Consider the following 22,554-nt stretch of genomic DNA (forward strand, 5'->3'; position numbering starts at 1 on the left):
TCGACGAAGGGATGGCTCTGTGAGCCAGATCGTGATCATCGGCGGCGGGCCGGCCGGGTACGAGGCGGCTCTGGTCGCCGCACAGCTGGACGCCGATGTCACAGTGGTCGAGGCGGAGGGCGCCGGCGGCGCCTGCGTGCTCTCCGACTGCGTGCCCTCCAAGACGTTCATCGCCAGCTCCGAGGTGGTCACCGGCTACCGGGACACCGAGGAGTTCGGGGTGCACTCCGACGGCCTGGAGGCGGTCACCGTCGACGCGCGGGCGGTGCACGAGCGGGTCAAGCGGCTCGCGCTGGCCCAGTCCGCCGACATCCACACCAAGCTCGTCAAGGCCGGCGTCGAGTTCGTCGCCGGCACCGCCCGGCTCGGCGAGGACACGCTCGGCCACACCCACCGGGTGATCGTCACCCCGGCCGACGGCGGCGCCGAATACTCCATCGCCGCGTCGACGGTGCTCGTCGCGACCGGCGCGACCCCCCGCCAGTTGCCCACCGCCGTACCGGACGGCGAGCGCATCCTGACCTGGCGCCAGGTGTACGACCTGCCCGAGCTGCCCGAGCACCTGATCGTGGTCGGTTCCGGTGTGACCGGTGCCGAGTTCGCCAGCGCGTACCTCGCCATGGGTGTCAAGGTCACGCTCGTGTCCAGCCGGGACCGGGTCATGCCGCACGAGGACGCCGACGCCGCGTCGGCGATCGAGCGGGTGTTCCGCAACCGGGGCATGAGCATCCTGAACAACTCCCGCGCCGAGGCGGTCCGCCGTGTCGGCGACGGGGTGGAGGTGGTGCTCTCCGACGGCCGCCAGGTCACCGGCTCGCACGCGCTGATCGCTGTCGGCTCGATCCCGAACACCGCCGACCTGGGCCTGGCCGAGTACGGCGTGGAACTGGCCCGGGGCGGTTACGTAACGGTGGACCGGGTCTCGCGTACCAACGTGCCGGGCATCTACGCGGCGGGTGACTGCACCGGCGTGCTGCCGCTCGCGAGCGTCGCGGCCATGCAGGGCCGCATCGCCATGTGGCACGCGCTGGGCGAGGCGGTCCGGCCGCTGCGGCTGCGCACCGTCGCGGCGAACGTCTTCACCGACCCGGAGCTGGCCACCGTCGGCGTCTCGCAGGACGAGGTGGACGCCGGCAAGACCCCGGCCCGCCAGGTGATGCTGCCGCTGTCCGGCAACGCCCGGGCGAAGATGGACGACCTGGCCGACGGCTTCGTCAAGCTGTTCTGCCGGCCGGCGAGCGGCCAGGTGATCGGCGGCGTGGTGGTGGCGCCGAAGGCCAGCGAGCTGATCCTGCCGATCACGATGGCGGTGGAGAACAACCTCACCGTCAACGAGCTGGCCCACACCATCACCATCTACCCGAGCCTGTCCGGCTCCATCACCGAGGCCGCCCGCCAGCTCATGCTCCACGAGCTGGAGTAGCAGCCGTTCGCGGGCATTCGTCGATCATGGAGTTGTGGCCCCCGATCCGACCGGTATGCCCGGTCCGTGCGGGGTCGCAACTGCATGATCGACGGCGCTGGTCCTGGGGTTCAGGGTGGCGTGCAGGGCCAGGGTGGTTATGACGGCTGTCTCGGTGAGGATGAGGAGGCGCTCGATCAGGCCGAGCAGCGCGCGGTCGCCCGGGTAGGCGGACCAGATCATCGCGCCCGCCAGCACCAGGCTGGCCACGGTCAGTCCGCGCAGCCAGGCGGCGGCTCCGGCGACCGGGTGACGGGCGAGCAGCCAGCCGGCGACCGGCAGGGCCAGGAACGACAGCACCGAGGCGTACCGGTGCACGTACGCGGCGGTGTCCATGGGCGTGCCCGGCTCGTTCGTGGGCACCACGGCGGCGGCCAGCAGCCCGGCCGACCAGGCGGTCAGCAGCGCGAGCGGCACGCGGCCCGCACCGGCCCGGCGCAGCGACGGCAGCAGGACCAGGCTGGCCGCTGCGAGCACCGCCATCGCGGTGTCGATGACGCCGCCCCGGTCGGAGACGGCGAAGTCGCTGACGGTCAGCGACCAGGGATCCAGGTCGTCGCTCACCTCGAGATGACCGACCATCGCGAGCACCGCCGCCAGGACGATCCCGCCGAGGGCCAGCAGGCCGCTGCTCCGCGTTCCAGGCATACGGCCAGCCTGTCGCCGGAACCGCCCCAGACGGATCCGGGACCACCACCCACTTCACTCCCCGGGTCGTCCCCTACCGGCCCCCCGAGAACCGCGTCAGGTGAGGTCGGGTCGAGGTGGATCGTCCGCCCGGTCTCCCGCCGGTTGCGCGGCGGCGATCGATGCCAGCATCTGCTCCCTGAGATGTCTGCGCCGAGCCGCGCGCTCGGCGTCGTCCCACGAAGGATCGATTCGCCGGGCCCTGGCCTTGACGTCGTGCCATCTCGCCGCGTCGCTCATGGCCTGTGCTTCCTTTACGTCGATCAGGTGCTCGGGGGTCAGCTGCCGGCGGAGTCGGCGGTGGCCTCGGCGCGGGTCTGCCGGGTGCTGCTGATCCAGGTCATCGCCCACCCGGCCAGCGCGAACCCCGCAGCGGCCACCCCACCGATCAGCAGCAGCCGCCACGCCGAGTGGGTCAGCGCCGTACCGCCCAGGTGACCGACGAGCGTGCCGTAGCTGGACCAGGCGAGCGCCGCCGCCGCCTCGTACGGCAGGAACAGGCGGTACGGGTAGCGGCTGCGCCCGGCCGAGAAGCAGGCCGCCATCCGGCCGCCTGGTACGAAACGGCAGAGCAGGATCACCATTGGCCCCGGTTCGCGCAGCCCACGGGTGACCCGGGTGACGGCGCGGCGTGCCCGTCCGGGTGGCGTGGCGCGTGCCGCGCGGCGGGTCGGCGTACTGCGGCCGATCAGGTAGCAGGCCAGGTCACCGATGAACACACCGGCAGCGCCGACCGCGATGGTGAGCGGCAGGCTGAGCCCGCCGTACACCGTCAGCGCCCCACTGGTGATCATGACGAGCTGGGTCGGCACCACCGGGACGAAGGCGTCGGCGATCAGCAGGATCAGCAGCAGCGCGTACGCCCACATGGGCGACGCGACGTCAGAGATGAGTTCGGCCACGACCGCCACCTCGCCGGAGTTCTCCGTTCGACCGGATCGAGCCTGACGCCGTGCCCGGCGTCACCACCACCGGCCCCACCGCACGGTGACAGCCGACACCGGCAGGCCGTAGATGTGAAACGAGGCGGCCCGCCCGCGAGTGACGGGTCACCGGGGCATACGCGCCGGGGCGGGGCGGCGCATCGTCGATTCCCGGCGTACCGTTGGTCGGACGCGGCACCGGAGCCGTCGGGTCCCCCGTTCCCGATGCCCGGGCCGCCGCGGGTCGCCGGCAGGTCCCGTGCCGGCGACCCGCCTCTTCATGGCCTCGACTCACCGCGTGATCTGCGGTCTGAGCTGGACTTTCACCTACCGGACTTTACTCGGTTCTACCCTTGTTTACCGGCCTCAGTTGTACCCGTGGTGTACCCGTCGATCTTGCTGCCGCTGCTGACGGTACTGACTCAGGTCAACGGTCGGAGAGTCCACGAGGCTACGACGAGACGCCTGCGCGCGGCGCCACCCGATCCACTCGCCCAGGCGCAGCACCTCCAGCAGCACCGCCGGCCGCTGGGCCACCTGAAGCGTGACCACCATTACGGCGCTGACGGCGAGCACAAAAGCGCGGTCGCTGAGGTATCGCGCTCCCACGGTCGCCACCAGCATCCACGCGACCAGAACGCCGGCGACTAATCCCTTGATCGGCATCCAGGATCCCCTCATTTCCCCCACGCAAAATTTTGCTTAATGAAGAGTTAAGGAGACTGATCAAACACCCGGCCTGCCGGAGCGCGGTACCCCCGATCAGATGAGCGGCGGCTGTCGGCCCTACGGGGGTCTGGACAGCGCCGGGTATCGATGCTACCGGGGACACGATCTGTAGCTGACAGCTTGTCAGCATCCCAGCACCATGCACCGAGCGTGAGCGATCACTAAGGTGCCCATCAATGCAGCTTGTCGCCTCATCAATTCTTTGTGGCGAGACTTGCAAAATCGCGTAAAGAGCCTATATCGGAAGCCGGGGGTGCTATGGCCACTGCACCTCGACCCGGACGCGGTCACCCGGATAAGCGTCCGCCAGCCCGTCAGGGCCGGTCACCACGAGCATCGGCACGCCGTCGGGCACCCGGAACGTCGCGCGTTCCTGTGGCGTCGGCATCCGGGTCGTGATCACCGAGCCCGGTCCCGCCTGAACGCTCTCGGGCTCCCGCCGCTCCGGCACGCGAGTGCCCCAGCCGTGCAGCACCTCCACCACGCCCTCGGCGCGGAGCGCGGCGATCGCCCGGCGGACGGTGGTCCGGCCGGCGCCGGTCTCCTGCATGAGTCGGGTCTCCGACGGCAGGCGCGTGCCCGGCCGCCACTCGCCGGTGACGACCCGCCGCCGCAGATCGTCGGCGAGCTGGCGCCACGCGGGCACACCCGACGCAGGGTCGATCATGGACGGTCACGCTATGGCGCGTCATCCTCACGTCCACACGTGGGCACGTGAGCATGAGTAAGCCGGCCACACGGGGCCGGCAGAGGGGGGTCGGATCAGCGCGCGGATCAGCCGATGGGCAGCGCTCCGTACACGCGCGCCACCCGACGCGCGTCCGAGACGCTGTGCAGCACCTCGACGACGTGGCCGTCCCGGTCGCGGGTCGCCCGCCAGGTCTCCAGCACCCATGCCGCGTCCGGCAGCCCGAGCGCGTCCTGCTCGGCCGCCGTGGGCAGCCGTGCCGCGACCTCCTCGGTGGCGTCGGCCAGGTCAACGCCAACGGCTGCCATCGCCGCGTACAGACCGCCGACGAGCTTGCCCTCACCGGCCAGCGGCGTACCCGCCGCGATTTCCTCGAGCACGTACGACTCCTGGAGCTGGGCCAGGTCGTCACCAGCGTACATCCGCCGGGTCCGCCGGACCAGCGGCGTCCCGGCCGCGGCCCCGAACCGAGCGGCTACCGCCGGCGACGCCGGCACCACCGCGACGTCGACCACCTCCGCGCGGCCGGCCACGCCCTGCTCGGCGCACGCGGTCTCCCACGGGCCCAGCTCCCGGCCCGGCCGCGCCGGGTCGGCGGACCCGGCGTAGTGCGCCAGCTCCAGCCGCACCGGTGGCCGCGCCACCGTCGTGCCCTGCTTGGTGGCCGACGTCAGCAAGCCGGCCGCCTTCAGCGTGGCCAGGGCGCGGCGCACCGTCTCCCGGGACACCCCGTGCTGCGCGGCCAGGTCGTGCTCGGTCGGCAGCTGGCTGCCCGGCGGGTACTGCCCGGACTCGATCGCCGCGCGCAGCTGCGCGGCGATCTCCCGATACCCGGTCATGGATCCTCCCTTCGTCCGATCACGCCACCAGTATGCGTACGCAAATCCTTGACGGGCCAGCAGATCCTCCTCACACTCGGTAGCACAGCGTTTTGCGTACGCAAATCATGACCGAGGGGAGGCGCACGATGACGGAATGGCTCGCCCGCCGCCACCGCGCCCAGGCGGACCGCGACCTGATGAGTCCGCGCACCATCGCCCGCAGCCTCGAAGCCCTGCCCCAGCTGCTCGGCGGCGCCCACGTACCCGAGCAGCCCGCCTGGACCTGCCCGGCCTGCGGCGGCGCCGCCTGGCCATGCTCGCCGGCGCGCACCATCCTGGCCGAGGCGTACGGCCCGGACCGCGCCGATCTCGCCATCTACGTCGGGCAGCTGCTCTTCGCTGCCGCGGCCAAACTGACCGCCACCCCGGCGCACGAGCTGAACGAGCGGTTCATCTCGTGGACCCAGTAGCCAAGACCTGGACCGCGGGCACCGTGCTGCGCATCGGCCGCGCCGCCGGCGTCCAGTACGGCGGCGACCGCGCGCTCACCATCCGGGTCGTCTCCGTCGACCCCCGCCCGACCTACGAGGGCAGCGCCTGGGTGACCGGCTACGTCCTCAACGCGGCGGGTGACGCCACCGCCAAGCGCGAGCTCTACATCGACGTCACCGCCGGCGTGGAGGTCCTGTCCAGCCCGGCCACCCGGCGCGCCGCCCGGCCCGCCAGCGGACAGCCGCGGCCGCCGGCCACCCGCGTACCGCCCCGGCGGACGCCCACCAGCCCGCCCCCGCACAGGGGCGGCCCCGGACGCGGCGATCGCAGCGCCGGCCGGGGCCTCGACCAGACCACCAAGGAGGCCTGATCATCATGCTCGATTCTCGTCACCCCCGCCGCGCCGTCAAGGTCGCGGCCGCCGTCGCCCTGCTCGTCGTCGGACTCGCCTGCGACGGCGAGGGCACCCGCAGCGACCGCGACCCCGCCGACCGGCAGGTCGACCCGAAGCGGAAGATGACCGCCGTCATCAACGCCAGCGGCGACGGCCCATACTCCGTCGTGGTCCGCGCGGCGAAGGCCGGCGACGACCGGGGCGACTACACCCGCAAGTCGGTCGCCGGCGGCGCGTACCGGCAGACCCTCGACTACACCTCCGGGCTGCGGATCACCATCACGATCACGGCCACCGGGCACCGCACGGACCCGCTGTCCTGCGAGATCACCGACGGCACCACCCGGGTCCGGGACCGGGCGGCCGGGACTGTGCAGTGCAAGCTCACGACCTCGCGGTGATGGCGCGGGCGAACCGGGCCAGGGCGAGCCGGATCCGCTGCCGCACAGTGGCGCGGCGGTAGGACTCGGGCGGGTTCAGCCGCCAGCCAGTGGTAGTCACGCCCCACAGTATGCGCCACCCAACGCACGGTGACGAGACCCGACAGCAGCAGAGCGCCCCGCCCGGCCGCAGCCAGGCGGGGCGCTTCGCGTACGCGCGCTACTCGGCCGACTTCCCCGGGCGCCCGGGCCGCCGAGGCGGACCCGTGCGCTTGCGGTGCGCGGTGACCCGACGACGCACCTCGTGAACCGTCACGCCGGCGCGGTCGGCGACCTGGTCCTCGGGCAGCGCGTCGCGGGCCTCGGCGATGGCCGCGTCCATCTCAGCGGCGAGCGCAGCCTTCAGCGCCGGGGCGAGAGCGTGAAGATCCTGGTAGCGGTCCAGAGGGTCGGCGGCCGCCGACGCGGCGGCGAGCTGGTCGGCCAGAGCGCGAAGCGTGTCCATGCCAAAATTCTACACTACCCTATTGCGGATAATGCTAGGGCGCTATAGAATTTAGGCACAGACAGCGAGAGGGGCACCGAGATGGCGAGCTTCACCTGGCACAGCAGCAAGAAGTTCTGCGACGCCGAGGCGCACAAGGCCAGCCACGCCTGCCCCGACTGCGAGACCGCCAGCCAGTGCACCGGCTGTCTGGGCCAGATCGCCCCCGGCGAGGTCCACGCGATCTGCGCCGAGACCGGCGAGGTCGCCCACCCGGCCTGCAAGGCGGCAGCGGAGCGCGCCTGGGGCTACCTCTACTGAGCAATCGGCGGGCCGGCGGCGGGCGAGGGTGCGGGTCGCCCCCGCCGGGAAATTCTAGGCCACCCTATTGCGCGGAATGCTAGGGCACTGTAGAATTTAGGTACAGAGAGCGAGAGGGAGACCGAGATGCAGACCACGATCCAGGCCAGCGCCACCGACGCCGACGCCCGCGACCTCGCCGAGGCCCGCCGCCTGGCCAACCAGCTCAAGACGATGACCCCAGACGGGATGGGCTACCGGAACACGGTCCGCCGGTACGAGCAGGTGGTGGCCCGCCTCGGCTACGACCCGATCAGCTGAGCAAGGGAGGGGCCCGGGAAACCGGGCCCCAGCCGGTCCTCCGCCGCCCTCTTGCAAGGTCAACTTCTCCGGGGGACCGGACACACGAAAGCGCCCCCACCCGGCCGCAGCCGAGCGGGGGCGCTTCGTCTTCGAGCAGGTTCAGTCGCTGAGCTCGCGCCGGTCGCCGGGCCGGACCGCAGCCAGCCGACGGCCAGCGTCGTCACGCGGGTCCGCCAGCGGCGTCACCACCGACTGGAGGTACACGCCGGCGACGGCGACCGCGACGGCCTGGACGAGCAGCAGCCACAGGATGGCCGTGGCGGGTAGCAGATCGGCCAGGCCGGCGAACCCGGTCACGGCAGTGAGAGCGGCCAGCGTCATCGTGATGATCAGGACAGGGCGGGGACGGCGGTCCATCATGCTCCTCCGTGGGATCGGATGTGGTCTTCCAGCCGGGTCTCCACGCGACCGATCGCATCGCGCAGCGTCGACCCGGAGTTCGGCTTGAGCTCCTTTTCGATCAGCGCCAGGCGCTCCGGCACACCCGGTACCGCGGCACGCCCGGGCCGAGCCGGCACCCCGTACCAGTCCTCCCGGAACTCGTCGTTCTGCCGGGCCAGCCGGCGCAGCGGCCGACCTATCACCGCGGCGAGCGTCAGCGCGGTGAGCACGACGCCGAGGATGACCCCGGCGGCGGCCCACGTCTGCAACGTCACGACGCCGGGACGGCGAGACCGGCGAGGACCTCGCGGATCGCGGCGACCAGCTCCGCCCGGCTGACCGGGCCGGTGTCGCCGTCGGGCAGCCCGGCGAGGACCTTGTCCGCCACCTCGGCGGCGACCTGGTCGAGGCGCTCGCGGATCCCGTCGGTGGCCGCCGGGAAGCCGGCCGCCATCGAGAGCAGCAGCGCCAGCGGCGACCCGGGAGCGGGCGCGGTGTAGCCGTCCTGCGCGCCCACCGGCGACAGGAGCCAGTTACGCAGGTTCGCCAAATCGGCGAGCACCGCGCCGACGGTGCGGTTCGCGTTGTCGGTGCGGCCGGTCAGCTTGTCGGTCTGCTCCATGTCGTCCTCCACGGGGGTCGGGGCCGGCGGCGGTGCCGGCGGCTTGATGAGGCCGATGTGCGTCAGGTAGCGGCGCATCAGCGCGGTCTGGTCCCGGCCCGCCTTGATGGCGTCCCGGAAGTAGGAGATGTGCGTGTGCCACCGGTGGCTGCTGTCGCCGGTGGTGCGCTTCCCGAGACGGTCCCACCGGCGGACGGTCTTGCCGTCGGTCGAGTAGATGACCTCGCGGATGTCCCGGGTGTCGGCGGTCCCGGCCTTGCACTGCGCGACCAGCCAGGCCGAGAAGGTCCGCAGGTTGTGGGTCGTGCCGCCGGAGCGGACCGAGAACTCGCCGACGTCGAGCGCGCACGCCCACTTCGCCAGGCCGGCCCGGTCCCGGGCCGACTCGATCACCGAGTAGTCCCGGGGGACGACCCGGTCGGAGCCGCAGTGGTAGCCGCCGCGGTGGGCCGGGTCGCCGACGATGCCGACCTCCGCCGGGTCCAGGTCGGCCGCAACGACCTTGCCGGGGTGGATGTCGAGGTGGTTCAGCAGCAGCCGGCGGGCGTCGAGCAGGTTCTTCGGAGCGGTGGTAGTCACCGGCGCCTCCTCCAGGATGATCGTCTGCCAGGTCGTCCGGTCTGGGCTGCTGCTCAGGTCCCACTCGTCCTTGTGGAACCAGCAGCAGGTCAGCGCGCCGTCCGCCGCGATGGCCTCGACCATCGCGCGCATCCATGCCGCCCGGCCCGGGCCGGCTTTCGCGCCCAACTCAGCAACCAGGTACGGCACGCCGGTCTCGGCGGCCACCGCGCGGGGGATGGTGAGCAGGTCGTCGGGGGTGCGGTAGCCGACGTCGGAGTAGACGTCCCAGCCCACGAAATCCACCGGCACCTTCGGCAGCCACCGGCGGTCACCGGCCACTTTCTGCCACCAGTAGCGCGTGAACACCGGCCCGAGCCAGATCTCGTCCCGCATCGGGTGGGCGTCGAACGCCGGCACCAGCGTGCCCCAGGCGGCGTGGAACTCGTCGAGGGTCGGGTCGCCGGACTCAGGGCCCTGCTCCGGTTCGTGGTCCTCGGTGAGGAACAGCCGGAGTCCGGGCGGCTTCCGCCTGGACCAGGCCACGACGTCCGGCACCGGGTTGGTCTTGTACGACAGGTGCACGGGCACGCTGGCGGCGACCAGCGGCCCAAGTACCAGACTGTCCCACGCCGGCAGCGGATCGCCCCGGCCGACGAAGATCCGGGCTACCCCGGTGCCCCGGTAAGTATCCAGCATGTCGGCGACCTTCCGGCCGCCCGGGCACCAGCCGATCAGCGTCATCAGACATCCACTCCCAGCCCGAGGTACTCCGACGCCGGGCCGATCGGTTCGATGGACAGGTATCGGGGCGAGGCCGCCGAGGCGTGCACGTTGACCGTGCCGGTGGACGCCGCGACCGTCAGCGCCACGTCGGTGGTCAGGTCGGAGGCCGCGGAGCGGGTCAGCACGACGGTGCCGGACACCATCACCGAGGTGCCGACCGTTGACCCCTTCGCCTCGACGCGGCCGTATTCGCCGTAGTCGGTGCCGCTCAGCCCGGTCTGCCGCAGCCGGAAGTGGGCAAGCACGCCGGCGGCGGACGCGTAGAGCAGGCCCCTCAGGTATGCCCGGTACGCCCACCCGCCTTTGAAGACCATGTTCGTGACGGTTAGGGACACTGCCTCCGCTGAGACACCCGTCTGCGCCGTCGGCGAGAACGCTTGGCCGCGGGCAGGGTCGTTGAGCCGGGCCGGGGTCAACCGCATGCCCGACCGCACGGTGATGGGCACGTCAGGTCCCCTCTCTCACAGCGACAGCACCGCGGGCTGCCACACGTCGACTTCGGTGCCGGCGGGCCAGGTCCGGGTCACGCCGTTGACGGCGCGGGCGGACAGGGTCACCCGCTGCGGGCTGATCAGCCGGACGTTGTCCACCGACACCACGACCGGGAGCGTGTTGGTGTTGCCGGACTCCAGGCGGGTCGCCAGGCCGCCGAGGGTGCCCGACGTCAGATCGCCGTCGGTCGCCTCGACCTGCCAGCCCGGTTCCGCGACGGTCGTCCGCCACGCCTTCGCGCGCAGCAGCGAGCCACGGGCGAACACGGCCACCCGCCACGTCGCGCCGGCCGCGTGGGTGCCGATGCCGGCCGCCGACGCGAGGCTGCCGGACAGGGCACCGCCGACACGCTTCAGCAGGACCAGGTCGACGCCGCCGCCGACCTTGATGTCCAGCCGCGCGCAGTAGTAGTTGCTGGTGTCCGCCGCCCGGAACAGCACCCAGTGCGTCACCGGCGCGCCGGTCGGCCCGGCGAGCGGGTTCGTGATCTCCACCAGCAGCGTCGGGTCGGTGGTGCCGAGGTCGACCAGGGCGTACCGGAGCACGTTGACGGTGCCGTTGGAGATCCGGCCGACGGTGCCGCTGGTGCTGTAGTCCGACGTCGCGCCGCCGGACACGGTCCACGCCTGCCCGGTGTCAGCCGCGCCCCAGCCGTTCGACACGGTGCGGGTGAACGTGTCCGCCGCGGCGGGGCCGATCGCCGAGGCGGCGACCTGTTCGGCGCCGACCCGCAGGCTCAGCGGGAAATCGGCGGCGTCCTCGGTCCACGGGCCGTTCTCGTCGGTGGACGCGAGCAGCATCGACATGTTCCCGGCCGGGAGGCCGAGGGTGGTGCTGCCGTCGGCCGGGACGCGGGCCGCGCCGTCGACCACCGCCACGTCCCACGGCGAGCCGGGAGACGCGTTGTAGGTGATCGTCCAGTCGTAGACGTCGAGGTGCTCGGCGTACCCCTGCGCCAGCACCTTGACCGGACCGGGCGGCAGCCACGGCGGGAGGGTCGTCAGCGACAGGGCGTCGCCGGCGTCGACCCGCGCCACCGCCTGCGTCAGAGCCGGATCGGATGCCAGCGCCTGCGCGGCGAGGTCTACCCGGATGCGCGGATAGCGGGCCTCGTCGACGGTGCCGAGCCACAGCCGCCAGCCAGCCTGGTCGGGGAGCTGGTCGTCGGTGGCGACGTTGACGGTGTCCGACGTGTCGTAGGTGCCGACCCCGGCGGGCGGGTTCGCGGTGGACAGCGGCCCGGTGGTCTGCACGGCCCGCGCGGATCCGCCGTCGGGGCGGCTGACCGTGATGTCGTTGCGGGTCGCGTCGTCGTCGTCGACCGGGTCGAACGGCGGGCTGATGTGCCCGGCAGCGTAGTCGAGCGGCACCGCCGGCTGGTTGTAGAGGCTCGCCCGGGTCCGGTAGGTGAGGCCCAGGTGGCTGCGGGCGTCGGTGAGGATGCCGCCGTCGGCCTTGGCCGCATCCCTCAGCACGTCGAGCAGCGGCGCGATGGGCTGCGGCCCCATGACCTCCGTGTCGTGCGGGTAGCCCCACACGGTCACGGGGACGCCTTCCTCCGCGGCGAGGCGGATGATCCGGTTACCGGCGGTCTCGCCCGCGTAGCCGGTGGACACCTGGGCCAGGTTTTCGGCGAGGAACAGCCGCTGGTCGGCGACGGCCAGGTGGGAGACCAGGCCGTCCTGAAGATAGGCAGAGCCGACGACCTCAACCTTGGTCGGATACCCGAACGCGCCCGCGTAGGTGAACGGCGAGCCGGGCGACGCGTAGAAGCTGTTGCCGGCGTTCGTCCAGTACGGCCGCCAGGACACGTTCCCGCCGACCTGGGAAAACTCGACGTACATCAGCAACCAGCTCGTCAGCAGCACCCCGCCGTTGAGGATGCCCTCGTCGTCGACGACCGCGCCCGTGCGGCTGTACCCGACGAACCGGAAGCCGCCCGAGGACGCCTGCAAATCCCACCGGGCGACGGTGCCGCCGCTCGTGTGCAGCCGCAGGTAGGTGACGTCGCCGCCGCTGGGCTGCGACGGCAGCTTCATGAACAGCATCAGCGACCAGGTCGACGACCCGGGCCGGGCGACGACGGGCGAGCTGATGAACGACGTGAAGTCGGTCATCTGGGCCGCAGCGACGGTGCCGCCGAGCCGTCCGCTCGTGACTCCGAAGGTGACCTTGTTGGAGCTGCCCGCGCCGATGCCGGCGGCGGCGCTGGTCGGCCGGGTCGCGTTCTCGCCGTCCTCCAGCGGCAGGTACGCGGCCGGATTGGCTGCGGTCAGCGTCCGCCGCATCGGCGAGATGACCGGGCTGTTGCCCTGCGACATGCGGCGGGTCACGCCGGCCGCCTCGACGGGCACCCAGCGGTCCTTGCCGGAGATGTCCCAGCGGGGCGGCCACGCGCTCACCTCGCCGTGGAAGCGGGCGCCGCGGTCGATGGGGATGGCCCCACCGGACCAGGTCCACGTGCGGCCCTGAGCGTCAACGAGCTGGGTGTCCCCGGCTCGCAGGGTGGTGAAGTCCGGGGCGGCGACCAGGACGCCGCTGTGGCGCAGCTCGAAGCCGTACAGCTCGCCGTTCATGCCCCACGCGCCGAACGACGACACCCGGCCGACCTCGACGCCGTACGGCCCGGCCTTGACGCTGGTGGCGCCGAACGTGCCCTGGCTCAGCTGCGTCCACGGCCCGGCGATCGTGGGGGCGGTGTAGAACGTCCGCACGCCGGTCGCCACGGTCAGGGTCACCCGCAACGCCAGCGACCCGTCCGGCAGCGGCGCCGGCCGGAACTGCCCGGAGTTGCTTCCGGTCAGCACGCTGGACCCGTTGACCCAGTAGAACTCCAGGTTCCCGGCGTCGCCGATCGCGAATGCCCAGGCGTCGTCTTTCCCGGCGATGAAGGCACGGGTGTGGTCGGTCCACTGCGGCAGCCGCAGCCACACCCGCACGTCCAGATCACCGGTGCCGTTGAGTGAGGTGTGCGGGCCGGTGACGGCGGCGCCCTGAGCGGCAGCGCCGGCGCCGCGCCGCCCGTCGACAGCCAGCGCCCCGCCCGGGCCGGCTTCGGCGACACGGACCCGGATCGGGGTGTTGCGGCCCAGCAGCCCGTAGTACGGGCTGGCCGGGTTCCGGCCCGAGTACTTGCCGTCGCGGTGGTTCAGGACCAGGCCGCAGCGGGCCACCTCGACCTCGCTGCCCTCGTTCGGGCGGCCCCGGCTGATCGACACCCCGCCGCCGGAGCTGGCGGATCCGACACGCACGTCGGGAGTGACGTCGACCCAGCCGAGAGACGGGCCGAGGTGCAACTCGGTGGTGAGACCGAGGGGAGTCGTCGGGAACGCCATCAGCTGCTCCTTCCGAGCACGACCTGCACGTTGCCGCCGCGCACCTTCACCGCGGCGCGCAGCATCTCCACGAGGAAGTCGGCCATCGGGGTGCCGTCCGATTCCAGCCGCAGCGTGGTCACACCCCCGGCGCCGCCGGCCTGCGACAGCGGGGTGACCCGGGCGCCGGTGGGCAGATCCACGATCTCCGGCTCGCCGCCGTCACCGACGATCGCCGCGCCGCCGCGGGTGATGTTGCCGCCGCGGGCCAGCAGCGGCAGGGTCGGCATGCTCCAGCCCATCCCGCCGATGCCGCCCGGGATCCACGACGGAGCCCGGAACGACAGCCGGCCGACGGTACGGTTCCAGAACGAGGCGATCTGGTTGAAGCCCCACCGGAACGGCGCGAGGATGATCCGGCCGACGTTGGCCAGGCCGCGCCCAAGCCGCCCCGGCAGAGACAGGTACCAGTTCAGGAACCGGGCGCCGCCGGAGACGATCCCGTTGTACGCGCCCAGGATCCACTTCTTCCACAGGGTGTTGACGAACCAGTCGCCGACCGCCGCGGCGGCCGTCTTGATCGCACCCCAGGCGACCTTCCACGCGGTCTGGAACCACGTCGTCTTGGTGGCGATCAGCACGATGATCCCGATCAGCGCGATGACCGCGAGGATGATCAGACCCACCGGGTTGGCGGTCATCGCCGCGTTGAGCACCCACTGCGCGGCCGCCCACGTCAGCGTCGCCGCCCGGGTCGCCACCATCGCCACCCGCTGCGCGGCCATGCCCACCACGGCGCGGGCCCGGGCCAGGATCCCGCCGTTGGTCGCCGCCGTCTCCGCCGCGGCCGCCGCCGTGGCGCCGCGGTGCACCGCGGTGTTCGCGATCAGCGCCTGCGTCTGCGCCTGGAGAGCCGCGCGCATGCCCCAGTTCGCGGCCACCTCAGCCACCCGGATGGGCAGAGCCACCACCGTGGCGATGTTCGCCGCGGTCTGCGCCGTCTTCGAGATCACGTAGCCGGCGGCGATCACCGGCAACAACTTGGCCAGGGTGTCCAGGTGCCCGGCGGCGAAGGACACGACCTGCCCGGTGAGGTTCAGGCCGTCGTTGAACTCGTCGCCGTGCGCGGCGACCACCGGGATGACCTGCCCGAGGCCGGTCAGGATCGACCGCAGCGTGGACAGGACCTGCCCGACGCGTTCCTGCCCCTCGGCGGACTCCAGCCACTGCCGCATCGCCGCCGACCCCGCCACCAGCGCGTCCAGGGTGCCGCCGCCGTTGTCGCCGGCGCCGAGCACCGCCTTGACCGACATCACCACGTTCCACGCCAGCGCACCGAACTGCCGCAGCGCCGTCAGCCCGGTGGAGATCCACCGCTGGGCATCGCCGGAGCGGCGCGCGTTGATCGACCACTGCTCGAACCGAGTCGCGATCGTGCCGACGTTCCCGGCGAGCCCGGGCAGGAAATTGGAGCCGACGGCCACCCACTGGAGCAGCCCGTTGACCACCGGCCGCACCGCCCGGGCCAGCCGGTCGGTGGTCTTCGCCGTGTTGTCGAGCAGCCGGTCGACGTCGCGCACACCGGCACTGGTGCGCAGCAGCCCCGCCGACTGCCGGATCGCCACGTTGAAGCTGCCGCCCATCCGCCCCAGCCACGTCGTCACCCGCGGCAGGTAGACGCCGGACAGGTCCCGCAGGTCACCGGCCACGTTGCGGAAGGTCGCCTGCTGGCCGGCCCGGGCCGCGCCGGCCCACGCCGGCGCGAGCGCCCGCAGGGTCAGGATCACTTCCCGGCCCGCCGGCGACAGCCTCGCGAGCGCCTCCGCCGCCGGGTCGATACCGCCCGACGCCGCGCCGGCGCTGGACTCCCGCACCGCCTCCTGCGCGTCAGCGAGCCGCTGCGCGGCCTGCTCCACCTGCCGCTGCGCGTCACGCTGGCGCTCCAGCGCGGCCTGCACCGCGTCCGAGCCCTCGACGCCCTTGCGGGCGCCGTCCTCCTGCTCGGCCGACAGGTCCTCGACCCGGTCCTTGACCTGCTCCACGGCCAGCTGCGCCCGCGCGTAGGCCCGTTCGGCCTTCGCGATGTCCTCCGGCACCCCGCCCTGCCGGGCCCGGACCAGGTCCCGCTCCGCGTCGGCCACCGCCGCGATCGCGTCGCCCTCGTCCAGATGGGCCTCCCGGACGCTGCGCGACAGATCGTCGAGACGTTCCGCTTCCTCCTGCCGGGCGCGGGTGACGGCCTCCTGAGCGGCCAGGGCGGCCCGTTGGGCGTCGGCCAGCGCCTCGGTGGCGGTCTTCACCTCCCGCTGCGCGGCCGCCACCCGGCGGCCGGCGCCAGCCGCCGCCCCGCCGCCGCCCGTGGCGGCCTGCCCAGTCGCCTTCCACGCATCGGCCAGGCCGAAGGTGACGGTGCGGGTCGCCGCCACCTGCAACGCCGTCGCGGCGATCGCCGCCGGCAGCAGCCAGATCGCCCCGGCCGCGCCGACCGCAGACGACGCGAGCGCCACCGCGTGCGCGCCGGCCGACGCCATCGCCCCGCCGAGCGCGACCGTGGACGCCGCCGAGGCGAGGTTCGCCGCCCGCACCTGCCCCGCCGTGCGGGTCAGCAGCTGGGACACGCCGCGGTCGCGGCCGACGGTGTTGAACACCAGGCTGGTATCCGACACGGGCAGGGCACCTCCCTACTTCTGCTTGGCCAGCTCGGCTTGCGCCTGGTCGACCTGCTCGCACGCGGCGAGGAACTGGTCGACGGTCAGCCGGTCCTGCTCGGACAGGGGGATGTGCAGCAGCGACGCGATGCTCAGGGCGTAGGCGTGGCGTCGCTCGGCGAGAGGGCTTTTCCCGGGTCGTCCGGGGCGTCGGCCAGCTGCTGCCGCAGCACCGCCAGGGTGAGCATCCGATCCTCGGGCGACAGGTCACCGTCGGGCAGCTTCTCCACCTCCGCGATCTCGGCCTCGATCTCGCTCTTGGTGCGCTCCAGCAGCAGCTCGTCGTCGTAGAAGTCCACGTCGGCGTACTTCAGCGTCGGGTGCTGGCGGCGCAGCATCGTCCACAGCAGCGCCCGCCGCGCCGCCGTCTGCCCCTTGAGCAGCTGCGCCTTGAAGTCCGTCGCGTACGCCAGGCCGGTGTGCTTCTCGATGGCCTCCATCTCCATCACCCGCAGCCGGCCGGGCCGGTACTCCCACCGCTGCTCCTCGCCGTCCTCCGGCCGGTACACCAAGAACATGGGTCAGCCTCTCCTCGCGATTCGTCGTGCACGGTTGTCCAGCGCCCGCGCGGCCGCCGAGCGCAACCGGGCGTGCAGGCGCCGCAGCGGGTCGTCGAACCAGCCCGGCGCCCCGATCTGCGTCACCCACGTCTCGGTGTCGCCGAACACCGGGTGGCGCCACCCCCGCCTGGCGTTGAGGCGCTTGGGCGCGTTGGCGAACCCCCGCAGGTTGGTCTTGCGGGCGCGGATCCGGACGCCGGCGCGGCGACCGTCCACGCGCACCTGCGACTCGACGCCGGCGGCGACCGCGGCGCGCAGCGGCTCGTGGCCGTCGTCCAGGCCACCGGTGGCCATGCCCATCAGCGCGCCGCGCACCGCGGCCACCCCGGGCTCCAGCACCGCGTGCAGCTCGGCGGCCAGCTCGGCACGCCATTCCTCGCCGCCGGCCTCGTCCTCGAGCGCCCGGGCCACCCGGGAGAACGACCGGTTGTCCGGCTCGACGACGACGTGGTCCATCGTCAGGCCGTCGCCCGGCTGATCGGGCCGGAGGACGGGAACGTGTACGACGCCTCGTTGACGTCGCCCGGCGAGCCGGAGATCGGCGTCCAGTTCTTGATCAGGATGTTGCCGGTGTACTTCGGGTTCGAGGTACCCACCACCGCGTTGGTCGCCCGGGCCTCGAAGGTCACGACCTGGCCGAACAGCGCCCACATCGCGCTGTCGAGCGCCGACGCGGCGACGTCGTTCTTGAAGGTGACCGCGACGCCGCCGGAGGCCAGGCCGCCGAGGACCTCCTTCCAGCCCTGAGACGCGAACGTGGTCACGTCCTTCTCCTCGACCTCCGCGGTGACCTCGCACTTGGAGGTGTTGGCGGAGCGGTCGACACCGTTGACGGCCAGGTACGCGGCCTTGAGCACCATGAGCGGCATGGCGTATCTCCTTCGTGGTGGTGATGCTCAGGCCGAGACGCCGAGCGAGACGACGAACAGGAACGACGGGCCGGTGCCGGTGATCGTCCAGCTGGCCCGGTAGTACGTGTCGGTGCTCGCGCCGGCCACCCGGCGGGCCTCCCCACCGACCGCGGTCGCGGTGGTGAACGCGACCCGCTCAGTCGGGGACGGGAAACCGGTCGCGTCGTCGGATTGGATCTTCACCGCCAGGGACGGCGAGCCAGTGCCGGCGACGGACAGGACGTGCAGCGCGGCGACCAGCTCACCGCCGGCAGGCACCGCCACGTGCAGCACCGACGTGCCGGTCCCGGTCGCGGTGCGGGCCAGGCCCGGCGGGTGCAGCAGCACCCCGCGCGCCAGCGGCGACGTCGACGACCAGGCCGCCGCCCACGGGGCGACCTCGCCCTGCCCGCCGAGCAGCTGATACTGGCCCTGCATCGCGCCCATGACGTAGGCGGTGTCACCGACGGCGGCGCCGCGCGGGCACGCCGTCCACGCGCCGACGCCACCGAGCGCGGCCCACAGCGCGTCGTCGACCTTCGACGGGTCGCCGGCCTCCCAGAACCCGGAAGCGGTCAGCTTCGCCGACTTCGTGCCGGCCATGACCTCTTTCCAGATCTTGTCCGTGGCGGGGTCGTAGGAGCCGAACGTGGTCACGTCGCGGTCCTCGGCCTCGGCCTGCGGCTCCACCTTGTTCGTGCGGCCGGTCAGGTCGACGCCGCCGTTGAACAGCCGGACGTTCTTCAGGATCTCCGCCACGGCCTACCCCTCTCCGCTGTCGAACCCGATGACCCGCACCGGCCACTCGCCGCCGTAGAAGGTGACGTCGCCGACCCGGTAGAGCCGGTGCCCTTGGAAGCGGCGCACGTGCAGGTCGTGGATCTGCCCGCCGAGGGTCGGCTCGGCCTCCAGCGCGGCCTTGACGCTGGCCGGCCCGGCGGGACGCATGAACTGCTGGAGCCGGGCCTGGCCGGAGCGGTCGTCGGCGCGGGAGACCAGCAGCCGCACCAGCACCTCGGCGTCGACCAGGCCGCCGAAGCTCTGGTCGTAGTTGATGACCCACTCACCCACGTACAGGTGCGGCGGCTCGACCGAGTCCGGCACGAACGGATCCGCGCGCAGGATCCCCGGCACCTTCCTGCCGGTGTCCGCGAGGCGCTCAGAGACCGCGGCGAAGTCCACCGGTCAGCTGCCCTTGCGCTTCGCCGCGCCGCCCGGGAGCTGCGGGCTTTCCTCTTCCTCGGCGGGCGGGGTGGCCAGCGGAGCACGGCGGCGGGCGTCTGTCCCGCCGTGCTCGCCGGCGGCCGCGGCCTCCGCGAGGGCCGCCAGGTCGACCTGGCGGGCCCAGAACCGGCCCTGCGCGTCGATCGCGGCGACCGCGTCCGCGGCGCCGGCCTGCTCGGCGGCGGCGCGGTCGGCGTCGAGCCGGGCCAGGGTCTGCACCGCGATGATCTGCTGGTCGACGCGGTGCACCTCGGCCAGCTGTCCGGCGGCCGCGTGCTCGTCGCGCTGACGAGCGAGCGCGGCCAGGATCGGATCGGTGTCTGTGCTCACGTGGCGGCTCCTCAGCGCAGGGTGAACGGGACGAGCAGGGTGGCCACGTCCGGGTCGACGCGGGCCATGCGCACGGCCCCGCCCCAGTCGGCGGACCCGAACACCCCCTCGGGGGTGTCCTTGCGCTTGTTGAGCCGGCTCGCCTGGAGCAGCGCCGCCTCGGCGACCGTGTCCGGCACCGCCGGCCACCCGGGCCGGGCGGTGATCCGCACCCGGCTGCGGCTGGTCCAGTTGCCGCGCAGCCCGGTCACGGGCCACCCCGGACGGACCGGCTCCTCCGGCTCGAAGTCGGTGAAGGTGGTCCAGGCCCCGGTGCGGCTGGTGCGCACCTGTACCACCAGGCCGGTGGTGTCGGCGATGTCGTCGACCAGCAGCAGCAGCCCGTCGGGGTTGTTGTCGTCGAGCAGCCGGCCCGCCGTGGGCATGCTGCGGGTGATGACCGTACGGCCGCGGTAGAAAAAGCGGCCACAGTGGTCGTCGATGCTGCGGCACGCCGCGGCCAGCTTCTGCCCCAGCAGCACGTCCCGCGTGGCGTCGGTGGGCGTGATCCCCAAGCTCTCTTTGAGCAGGGACAGCGGAATGTACGTGGGCGGAGCCGGGTCACCGACATCGACACTGCCGTGCGTGACGTCATCGACGAGGCCCGTCGCCGTCCACGTCCACGCCCACTGCCCGGCCGAGTCAGCCAGGAACGACGCGTCGTACACGCCGAGGGAGGCCCGGGACGCGGCTGGGGCGGGAGACAGCAGCGTGCCGTCGGGCCGGGTCACGACGACGGTCACGGTCGCGTCGGTCAGTGCACCGTCGGCGTCGCGGACCCGGTGCCGCAGGTCAATCCGGTCGCCCACATCGCGGCTGGTCACATCCACCTCCCGGCAGAGTCCGTGGTGAGTCGCCCGCCCGTGGTGTCCGTGACGATGCGGGCAGCGGCGCCCGACGACGACCCGGCCTGCCCCCACCAGCGCGCCCCCAGCGCGGGCAGCGCGGCGGTGAAAGCGGCGTCGTCGGCGGCGGCCGCGGCGATCTGGCCGGTGAGCGCGGGCAGCGTCGCGGTGAGCGCGGCGTCGGTGCCGAGGGCCGGCAGCTCGACCAGCAGCGCCAGCATCGACCCGGTCACATCCGAGGTGACCAGGTCACCGCCGTACGAGCCAGACGCGGCGGCCACCTGGTGGCCGGCGGCCGCGCGGATGTTCGCGTTGGCCGTGGGCCGGCTGGTCGCGTGGTCGACGGGCTTCGTGTACGCGCCCGGCAGCGTGATGACGGTCGGGATGGTGCTGGAGGCGACCCGGCAGTGAGCGGCAGCCACGAGCGCCGAGCCGGCGGCGACGCCCGGCAGCGTCGGCAAGGTCAGCGGACTGCCGGCCGCCGAGCTGACTGCGACCTGGGCGATGCCGCCGACGCCGCGCAGCACAACCATCGTCCACGCGCAGGTGATCGCGCCGGACGGAGTCAGGGTCGGCGGAGCGTCGCCGCTCTGAAGTTCTCGCGTCCACGCGTAGAGCCGCGAGTTGCTGCCCTCGGAAACCGGCCACGACGGGCCGGCCGGAGCCGACCAGCCCGCCGAGGGGGTCAGGGCCAGCGCCGCGCCGGACGGGTGCCCGAACAGCAGCGCGCGGTCGCCGGGCTGCCAGTCAGCGTGGAACGCCGTGGCGATCGGGGTACTGACGGTGCCGGCACCGGTGTTACCCGAGGCTGCACCCACGACGACGGCCGCCACCAGGATGCTCGCCCGGTCAGCCTGCGGGCATGGACACGGTGCCGCCCGTCAACCGCAGCGCCAGCCCGACGCTGACCGCCACGGTGTTCAGGGTCAGGTCACCGCCGCCACCCGTCGCCGAGCACGACCCGTCCATCACCGTGGCGCCGCCGGACGTCTTGGCACGCCACCAGCCCGCGTCACCGGCGGCCGCCCCCGTCGCCTGGAGCTGCGGAGTCACCGCCAGCGCCGCTGCGCCGTTCGCTGCGGCATCGAACGCCGGGTTGTTGATGGTGAACGTGGCCAGCAACGTCCCGGTCGCGGCGTCAGCGGCGGTGGCCGGCTGCGCCCCGGTGCGGATCTCGACGGTGCCGCCGTTGAGCCGGCCACAGACGGCGTCGACGGCGGCGTTACGCGAGGCCGCGGGCAGCCGCACCGCCATGGCTACTTACCGCCGCCGGCGTTGTCGCCAGCGCCGCCGTCTCCCTGGCCGTCGCCGTCCCCCTGGCCGTCGCCGTCCCCCTGGCCGTCCGTATCGCCGGTGCCGCCGTCGTTCTTGCCGCCCGCGGGCGGCTTCGCGCGGCCGCGGCCTCGGGCGGGCGCCTTGCCCGGCGCCTTCCCATCGGCCTCGTCGTCGCCCTCGGGCACCGCGTAGCCCTTGGCGATCAGATCCTTGGCCTCCTTGTCCGGCACCTCGGCGGTCTCGCCGGCGGCGATCGACCGCTCCGGGGTGGCGTAGAGGGTCTTCATCGTGATCCGCATACCGGTGTTCCCCTTTCGCGTGGAAGGCCCGGCCGGTGATCGGCCGGGCCTTCCGGTCAGCGTTGTGTAGTGGATCCGCCAGGCGGTCAGGCCGCCGGGCGCACGCGCGGCTTGCCGCGCACGACCGCCGCGGCGCAGGCCATCGTCGGCGTGGTGCCGGCCTTCGCCGTGATGGACACCCGCAGGTACCGCTTGATGCCCCGGTAGCCGATCTTGAAGACCTGGTTGTGGTTCGCCGACGTCACGACCGGGGCCGTACCGTCCAGGTCGGCGGCCGGGACAGCGGTGAACGCCGCGTTGTCGTCGGAGTGCTGCACCTCGAAGGTCAGCGACGCTCCGGCGCCGGTGATGGCGCCCGCGTCGATGCACACCACCGCCGCGTCGTACCCGGCCAGGTCCACCCCGCTGCCGTTGACCGGGACAGCCGGGTCGGCCTGGTTGGTCGCCTTCAGCGACTGCGCCAGGGCGACGTCGTTCTTCAGGTCACTGCGCATGATCTCGTTTTCCT

General features: G+C 72.8%; 30 protein-coding genes. 6 read left to right on the forward strand and 24 right to left on the reverse strand.

The annotated features are described in order from the left end of the window. Positions 1-19 precede the first annotated feature (19 nt). The gene (locus IF06_RS0110465) at positions 20-1,423 is read left to right on the forward strand and encodes an NAD(P)H-quinone dehydrogenase (RefSeq protein WP_013284021.1); all 1,404 of its coding nucleotides are present in this window, start codon (positions 20-22) and stop codon (positions 1,421-1,423) included. A 24-nt stretch (positions 1,424-1,447) separates the two neighbouring features. On the opposite strand, the gene IF06_RS0110470 is transcribed toward IF06_RS0110465, so the two are convergent. The 6 genes from IF06_RS0110470 to IF06_RS0110490 all read right to left on the reverse strand — a co-directional run bounded on the left by IF06_RS0110470 (position 1,448) and on the right by IF06_RS0110490 (position 5,328). Continuing rightward, positions 1,448-2,110, reverse strand: a complete 663-nt coding sequence (locus IF06_RS0110470) for a DUF998 domain-containing protein (protein WP_013284022.1) — start codon at positions 2,108-2,110, stop codon at positions 1,448-1,450. A gap of 96 nt (positions 2,111-2,206) precedes the next feature. After that, positions 2,207-2,389, reverse strand: coding sequence for a hypothetical protein (locus IF06_RS33570; RefSeq protein ID WP_141722566.1), 183 nt, complete (start codon positions 2,387-2,389; stop codon positions 2,207-2,209). A gap of 38 nt (positions 2,390-2,427) precedes the next feature. Continuing rightward, positions 2,428-3,051 carry a DedA family protein gene (locus IF06_RS0110475; RefSeq protein WP_013473989.1) on the reverse strand — a complete coding sequence of 208 codons (624 nt, stop codon included), beginning with the start codon at positions 3,049-3,051 and terminating at the stop codon, positions 2,428-2,430. A gap of 387 nt (positions 3,052-3,438) precedes the next feature. Beyond that, entirely contained in the window at positions 3,439-3,738 is a 300-nt protein-coding gene (locus IF06_RS0110480; protein ID WP_030270561.1) for a hypothetical protein, read from the reverse strand. Between the two features lie 319 nt (positions 3,739-4,057). Next, positions 4,058-4,468 (reverse strand): winged helix-turn-helix domain-containing protein, encoded by a 411-nt coding sequence (locus IF06_RS0110485; RefSeq protein ID WP_030270563.1) that lies wholly within the window; start codon positions 4,466-4,468, stop codon positions 4,058-4,060. A 107-nt stretch (positions 4,469-4,575) separates the two neighbouring features. After that, entirely contained in the window at positions 4,576-5,328 is a 753-nt protein-coding gene (locus IF06_RS0110490; RefSeq protein WP_030270565.1) for a GntR family transcriptional regulator, read from the reverse strand. Positions 5,329-5,456: 128 nt separating this feature from the next. Between IF06_RS0110490 and IF06_RS0110495 the strand changes: the two genes are divergently transcribed. The 3 genes from IF06_RS0110495 to IF06_RS0110505 are packed head-to-tail and all read left to right on the forward strand — an operon-like array spanning position 5,457 to position 6,597. Further along, on the forward strand, positions 5,457-5,780 hold the full coding sequence (locus IF06_RS0110495; RefSeq protein ID WP_084588803.1) for a hypothetical protein: 324 nt from the start codon (positions 5,457-5,459) through the stop codon (positions 5,778-5,780). Beyond that, positions 5,768-6,172 carry a hypothetical protein gene (locus IF06_RS33905; protein ID WP_198039653.1) on the forward strand — a complete coding sequence of 135 codons (405 nt, stop codon included), beginning with the start codon at positions 5,768-5,770 and terminating at the stop codon, positions 6,170-6,172. The genes IF06_RS0110495 and IF06_RS33905 overlap by 13 nt, the downstream gene beginning before the upstream one ends. Positions 6,173-6,177: 5 nt before the next feature. Beyond that, the gene (locus IF06_RS0110505) at positions 6,178-6,597 is read left to right on the forward strand and encodes a hypothetical protein (RefSeq protein WP_030270575.1); all 420 of its coding nucleotides are present in this window, start codon (positions 6,178-6,180) and stop codon (positions 6,595-6,597) included. Positions 6,598-6,796: 199 nt separating this feature from the next. On the opposite strand, the gene IF06_RS0110510 is transcribed toward IF06_RS0110505, so the two are convergent. Further along, complete coding sequence (locus IF06_RS0110510) at positions 6,797-7,081, reverse strand: hypothetical protein (protein ID WP_030270577.1); 285 nt, start codon at positions 7,079-7,081, stop codon at positions 6,797-6,799. 81 nt (positions 7,082-7,162) lie between these two features. On the opposite strand from IF06_RS0110510, the gene IF06_RS0110515 reads away from it, so the two are divergent. Beyond that, positions 7,163-7,381 (forward strand): hypothetical protein, encoded by a 219-nt coding sequence (locus IF06_RS0110515; RefSeq protein WP_030270579.1) that lies wholly within the window; start codon positions 7,163-7,165, stop codon positions 7,379-7,381. A gap of 126 nt (positions 7,382-7,507) precedes the next feature. Further along, positions 7,508-7,681 carry a hypothetical protein gene (locus tag IF06_RS33575; protein WP_157551468.1) on the forward strand — a complete coding sequence of 58 codons (174 nt, stop codon included), beginning with the start codon at positions 7,508-7,510 and terminating at the stop codon, positions 7,679-7,681. A 141-nt stretch (positions 7,682-7,822) separates the two neighbouring features. Here the strand turns inward: IF06_RS33575 and IF06_RS0110525 are convergent, their stop codons facing one another. The 17 genes from IF06_RS0110525 to IF06_RS0110605 form a co-directional block, all read right to left on the reverse strand. Continuing rightward, positions 7,823-8,080 carry a hypothetical protein gene (locus tag IF06_RS0110525; RefSeq protein ID WP_030270586.1) on the reverse strand — a complete coding sequence of 86 codons (258 nt, stop codon included), beginning with the start codon at positions 8,078-8,080 and terminating at the stop codon, positions 7,823-7,825. Then, the gene (locus IF06_RS0110530) at positions 8,080-8,334 is read right to left on the reverse strand and encodes a hypothetical protein (protein WP_198039654.1); all 255 of its coding nucleotides are present in this window, start codon (positions 8,332-8,334) and stop codon (positions 8,080-8,082) included. The genes IF06_RS0110525 and IF06_RS0110530 overlap by 1 nt, the downstream gene beginning before the upstream one ends. A gap of 41 nt (positions 8,335-8,375) precedes the next feature. Next, on the reverse strand, positions 8,376-10,028 hold the full coding sequence (locus tag IF06_RS33910) for a hypothetical protein (RefSeq protein WP_198039655.1): 1,653 nt from the start codon (positions 10,026-10,028) through the stop codon (positions 8,376-8,378). Then, complete coding sequence (locus IF06_RS0110540) at positions 10,028-10,384, reverse strand: hypothetical protein (RefSeq protein WP_030270592.1); 357 nt, start codon at positions 10,382-10,384, stop codon at positions 10,028-10,030. The genes IF06_RS33910 and IF06_RS0110540 overlap by 1 nt, the downstream gene beginning before the upstream one ends. Before the next feature lie 147 nt (positions 10,385-10,531). Further along, positions 10,532-13,897: a hypothetical protein gene (locus IF06_RS0110545; protein ID WP_052166147.1), complete on the reverse strand. Its 3,366-nt coding sequence runs from the start codon at positions 13,895-13,897 to the stop codon at positions 10,532-10,534. Beyond that, positions 13,897-16,542: a hypothetical protein gene (locus tag IF06_RS32805; RefSeq protein WP_157551470.1), complete on the reverse strand. Its 2,646-nt coding sequence runs from the start codon at positions 16,540-16,542 to the stop codon at positions 13,897-13,899. The genes IF06_RS0110545 and IF06_RS32805 overlap by 1 nt, the downstream gene beginning before the upstream one ends. A 134-nt stretch (positions 16,543-16,676) precedes the next feature. Beyond that, complete coding sequence (locus IF06_RS0110555) at positions 16,677-17,102, reverse strand: hypothetical protein (protein ID WP_030270597.1); 426 nt, start codon at positions 17,100-17,102, stop codon at positions 16,677-16,679. A gap of 3 nt (positions 17,103-17,105) precedes the next feature. After that, the gene (locus IF06_RS0110560) at positions 17,106-17,600 is read right to left on the reverse strand and encodes a hypothetical protein (protein ID WP_052166149.1); all 495 of its coding nucleotides are present in this window, start codon (positions 17,598-17,600) and stop codon (positions 17,106-17,108) included. Between the two features lie 2 nt (positions 17,601-17,602). Next, positions 17,603-18,013 carry a phage tail tube protein gene (locus IF06_RS0110565; protein WP_030270601.1) on the reverse strand — a complete coding sequence of 137 codons (411 nt, stop codon included), beginning with the start codon at positions 18,011-18,013 and terminating at the stop codon, positions 17,603-17,605. A gap of 27 nt (positions 18,014-18,040) precedes the next feature. After that, positions 18,041-18,793 (reverse strand): hypothetical protein, encoded by a 753-nt coding sequence (locus IF06_RS0110570; RefSeq protein ID WP_030270603.1) that lies wholly within the window; start codon positions 18,791-18,793, stop codon positions 18,041-18,043. Between the two features lie 3 nt (positions 18,794-18,796). Then, positions 18,797-19,216, reverse strand: a complete 420-nt coding sequence (locus IF06_RS0110575) for a hypothetical protein (RefSeq protein ID WP_030270605.1) — start codon at positions 19,214-19,216, stop codon at positions 18,797-18,799. Positions 19,217-19,219: 3 nt separating this feature from the next. Further along, positions 19,220-19,588 carry a hypothetical protein gene (locus IF06_RS0110580; protein ID WP_030270611.1) on the reverse strand — a complete coding sequence of 123 codons (369 nt, stop codon included), beginning with the start codon at positions 19,586-19,588 and terminating at the stop codon, positions 19,220-19,222. An 11-nt stretch (positions 19,589-19,599) separates the two neighbouring features. After that, entirely contained in the window at positions 19,600-20,451 is an 852-nt protein-coding gene (locus IF06_RS0110585) for a hypothetical protein (protein WP_232236650.1), read from the reverse strand. After that, complete coding sequence (locus tag IF06_RS0110590; RefSeq protein WP_198039656.1) at positions 20,448-21,290, reverse strand: hypothetical protein; 843 nt, start codon at positions 21,288-21,290, stop codon at positions 20,448-20,450. Before IF06_RS0110590 ends, IF06_RS0110585 begins: the two co-directional genes overlap by 4 nt. 31 nt (positions 21,291-21,321) lie before the next feature. Continuing rightward, a complete protein-coding gene (locus IF06_RS0110595) occupies positions 21,322-21,720 on the reverse strand; it encodes a hypothetical protein (protein ID WP_157551472.1) in 399 nt (132 codons plus the stop codon). 8 nt (positions 21,721-21,728) lie between these two features. Beyond that, positions 21,729-22,046, reverse strand: coding sequence for a hypothetical protein (locus IF06_RS0110600; protein WP_030270619.1), 318 nt, complete (start codon positions 22,044-22,046; stop codon positions 21,729-21,731). A gap of 86 nt (positions 22,047-22,132) precedes the next feature. Then, positions 22,133-22,540, reverse strand: coding sequence for a hypothetical protein (locus IF06_RS0110605; protein WP_030270622.1), 408 nt, complete (start codon positions 22,538-22,540; stop codon positions 22,133-22,135). Between the last annotated feature and the right edge of the window lie 14 nt (positions 22,541-22,554).

The sequence above is a fragment of the Micromonospora globosa genome (assembly GCF_000717585.1).
In the GTDB taxonomy this organism is placed as follows: Bacteria; Actinomycetota; Actinomycetes; order Mycobacteriales; family Micromonosporaceae; genus Micromonospora; species Micromonospora aurantiaca.